The sequence below is a fragment of the uncultured Methanobrevibacter sp. genome (genome assembly GCF_947169325.1).
GTDB lineage: Archaea > Methanobacteriota > Methanobacteria > Methanobacteriales > Methanobacteriaceae > Methanocatella.
In genome coordinates, this window is the sequence record NZ_CAMVPN010000133.1 from 1 (window position 1) to 3,804 (window position 3,804).

Consider the following 3,804-nt stretch of genomic DNA (forward strand, 5'->3'; position numbering starts at 1 on the left):
ACCACCGAGATCTACACTCTTTCCCTACACGACGCTCTTCCGATCTCATCCCATTTCAGCATCAATGAACTTAATTTGTCTTTAAGTTCTGCATAATCGTAGGTAATTTGTTCAGATGATGTGATTGAGGTATTGTCGACCCATCGTTTTATAAACATTGCAAATGACCCATATAGGCCATTGTTCTCAATAATTCTTCCTTTATTGGACATTGATGTTAAAAAACAAAATAATAATTTGCTTGAAAATGATTTTCCACTAGCATTTTGACCACCAATGACGTTAATTTGATTAATATTGATATCTGCTTCATTAATAGGTCCAAAATTTGATATATGGAGATTTATTTTTCTTTGCATTTTTAACATCCTCTTTTTGAATTTTTATTAATTTATAACTTCGCATGTTACTTTTTTTAAGTTATATTTTAAATAATTTAACTTTTTTAAACAATTTGTGGGCATTTTGTATTAAAGACATGACTTAAAGTTTGATTGAATGTTAGTACATATTATGATTTGTTTCCAAATTATAAATAATTTTTTCTTTGCTTTCAGGTCAATTTTACGAACTGAGGGAAATTTTACGAAGTGGCAACAATTTTACGAAGTAGGAGCAATTTTCATCTGATTTTGTTAGTGAACAATCGCGTTTTCGCGATAAAATATCCGTTCCGCCAAGTAAATTTTCAACTTCACGCATCATTTTTCAAAAAATAGTGTATTGGCTCCATTGGAATATTTGATATCATCATCTGTTTTGATAAAATACGAGATACGGAAATAATTTATCGTCCAATAATTTGCCTATATCAAATAAAAAGCGTTAAAATAAAAATATGTTCATCCATACGATTTATTTTCATTTTAAAGCATGGAATTCATCAGTTTAATTAGGTCATATGGCTATTGATGAAATTGAATTAAAATCAATGATTTCAGTAACTAAATTCATATTAATCAATTCATCTCTAAAAAATGTCAAATCACGGTCATGTGAAACAATAGGTGATTTTTTTTGTCTGGAAAATAAGATTAACATCTTATCTTCAATTGAAGGATTCAATGAATCGGTTTTTTTGAGATTTAAATATTGATTAATATTAGGTAATTGGTTAAATCCATCATAAGCACTATTAATCAAATCAATTAAGGCTGTTGAAGGAGTGTATTCTTCAACTACAAATTGAGTTGATTGTTTAAGTCTTTCAAGGTTACGTTTAATTTTAGTGTACAAACGCAATTTTTGGTGTTGCTCAATTTCACTAAAATAATCCTCAATAATCTCATAAATCCCCTTCTTCATTATTTCATTAATAATGAAGTCAGGAACTATAATTATTGAATTCTGATTAAACAAAAAGTTAGTTAACATTTCAGCAGGATTGGTATGTTGTTTAATATTATATCTGCCTTTTGGAAAGCAATAATAGATAATTACATTTGTGTCATATATTACCTGTTTTATATTCTTTAGCCGAATCATCAAATCACGTTATAAAATAATTTCATCAAATTCATCATCATCTAATCTAGGAAGAATGCCCAATTCTTGACTTACATAATCTTGAATTCTGTCAAAATTTTCTTCCAATTCATTTAGATTTAAATATTCAAATACCCTAGAGTTGCCATCGCACAATTCATAAATCTCTTTTACATCAATTACGTATTGCAAGATCAAATTTAATAAATCGTTTTTCATTTGGGGATTTAATTCTTCCTTGGACAATACGATATGTAAATAGTCAAGAGACCCAGAAACAATAATGCTGTTATTGCATTGACCAAAATCAGTGAAATAGTCAATATAATTCTGAATTTTATCAAGTAAGGTATTCTTAAAATAATCTAAATCATCATCAATTGCAATAATTTGATAAAAGATAGTATTTCCAAATAATTCCAATTGTATTATGTCATCATATGCATTGCCTACAATTTCAGAATCAATAAGAGGTTTTATTTTATGCAATTCATTAATTGCATCTTCACGTGAAAGATTTGGATTATCATTCAAATAGAATAAAATTGTAGATGCTGATTCCAGATAATGAATAGATTTGTCTTTGACGAAATTTTTAAATGATTCGACTTTAAAATCATCAATTTTAACTGGAGAGTAGTTATTATGAATATCCATATTGTAATATTCATCTGCCAAAGCACTTGAATAAGGACCTCTGATGTATAAATTATATTCATAGCTATGATTCCATCCAAAATATTTGGCAATATAAACAAATTTTTGAACTTTCAATCTGAAATTAAAATCCTTTTTAATTTTAATTGAAAAATCATCATTATCCTTAAATAATAAGACATCTTTGAGAGAATTAATAAAATATATGAAATGACCAATGGTTTTCATAAAAAACACCTCTTCAGATATTGTGATATAATATTTCAATTTATTACTATATAAGTACTTTCAAACGAAGTTTGAAACTAAATTCTATAAGTAATATTTTTTAATTAATGAGATCTATTAATCAAATCATCCAATTTTCAGAATATCTTATTTGATTAAATTCCATATTTTTCTCAATAATGCAGACCTATTAATAATAAGTCTGAAGCTATTCAACCACAGGTGTGTGAAAAAACTCACAATCCACAACTTATGGTGGGGTAGTTGAACCTTTTCAAATAATTATGGGTATATTGTCTCTTAAACAATATATACTTTATGAGAGAGCATTTGAAAAGTAATGGGTTTTAAATTGGGACAATTTTACGAAGTCAAAGCAATTTTACGAAGTGAGAACAATTTTACGAAGTTGGAGCAATTTTTAGAAGATTTGATATGCATCTTTTTTCCAGAAACATACGTCGGTTTCTTGGTGACGTATGTTTATAGTTTTTTATCAATAATCTGATTGACTTGTTGTTTTGTCTAATCTTATTTTTTTGTATTGTGAATATAATTTTGTTTTTCTTTTAAAAAATTGATTTTATTTCGTAATATTGTCTAAAACTGTTAAATTGTTCTCTAAACTTTAAATAACTTTATATAACTTGGAGTTTAAAGTAACTACTACGCGTAACAACATATTTTAATTTCTAGAAGTTAAAAGGAGGTAGAATGGTAGTAGATAAAAGAATGGATAAACCGATGGATAAACTAGTAAAAAGACAAGCAGTATATGCTGGGGCGGTTATACATGAATTTCATGAACTTCCGGGTAAATACATGGGGTCCTGTGCTAATGAGTATCCGGATTCTAAAAATGTTGTGCCCCGAGTGGATTCTGCATATGTTGTTGAGATTAATGGAAGATTGTACATTATCAATCGTGAAGATGAGAGCAGCCCTATTGATAATGGAGTATTTGAAAAAATCAATAACTATAGGAGATTATTGGAATATACTTTTAAAATGCCGGTAATTCCAGTAATTACAACTCATCTTCCCGTAGATCAATCGTTAATCACTGTTGGTATTTCACTAACCACATACATGGATATTATTGTGATTTCCTATCCTAATTTAGGGGGTAGCGAAAGATTAAGTACTATTAGAAAGAAAATTAATGATGAGAAAGTTCTCTCTGGTGTTGAAGCCATGAATTTGGTAATGATTCCAAGGATGTTTACCTCTGGAAATGCCGAAATTCTTGAAGAGGTTTGTGTTTTACTAAAAAATGCTAAAGTTGAAGATGAGGAATTCAAATTTGAATTGGTCTTAGAAATGCAGTGTGTAATTCACAAATACGCTGAAACATTGGAGGACATACTTCGTTTGGAAGAGGTGATTGATTTGTCTGCAACACGTATAGCAGTACATCAAAATAAGCAACGTTTA

3 protein-coding genes are annotated in these 3,804 nt (G+C 28.5%); 1 reads left to right on the forward strand and 2 read right to left on the reverse strand.

The genetic code is table 11. The annotated features are described in order from the left end of the window. Positions 1-897 precede the first annotated feature (897 nt). Together Q0W26_RS11670 and Q0W26_RS11675 are read right to left on the reverse strand one after the other, a co-directional pair. Positions 898-1,485: a hypothetical protein gene (locus tag Q0W26_RS11670; RefSeq protein ID WP_298525647.1), complete on the reverse strand. Its 588-nt coding sequence runs from the start codon at positions 1,483-1,485 to the stop codon at positions 898-900. Positions 1,486-1,494: 9 nt separating this feature from the next. Next, positions 1,495-2,370, reverse strand: a complete 876-nt coding sequence (locus Q0W26_RS11675) for a hypothetical protein (protein WP_298525650.1) — start codon at positions 2,368-2,370, stop codon at positions 1,495-1,497. A gap of 744 nt (positions 2,371-3,114) precedes the next feature. Between Q0W26_RS11675 and Q0W26_RS11680 the strand changes: the two genes are divergently transcribed. Next, a partial coding sequence (locus Q0W26_RS11680) for a hypothetical protein (RefSeq protein WP_298525653.1) occupies positions 3,115-3,804 on the forward strand: 690 nt, incomplete at its 3' end.

Excerpts from the sequence above, each read along its gene's own strand:
- Q0W26_RS11670 (WP_298525647.1), bottom strand. The coding sequence starts at position 1,485 with ATGATTCGGCTAAAGAATATAAAACAGGTAATATATGACACAAATGTA.
- Q0W26_RS11675 (WP_298525650.1), bottom strand. The coding sequence starts at position 2,370 with ATGAAAACCATTGGTCATTTCATATATTTTATTAATTCTCTCAAAGAT.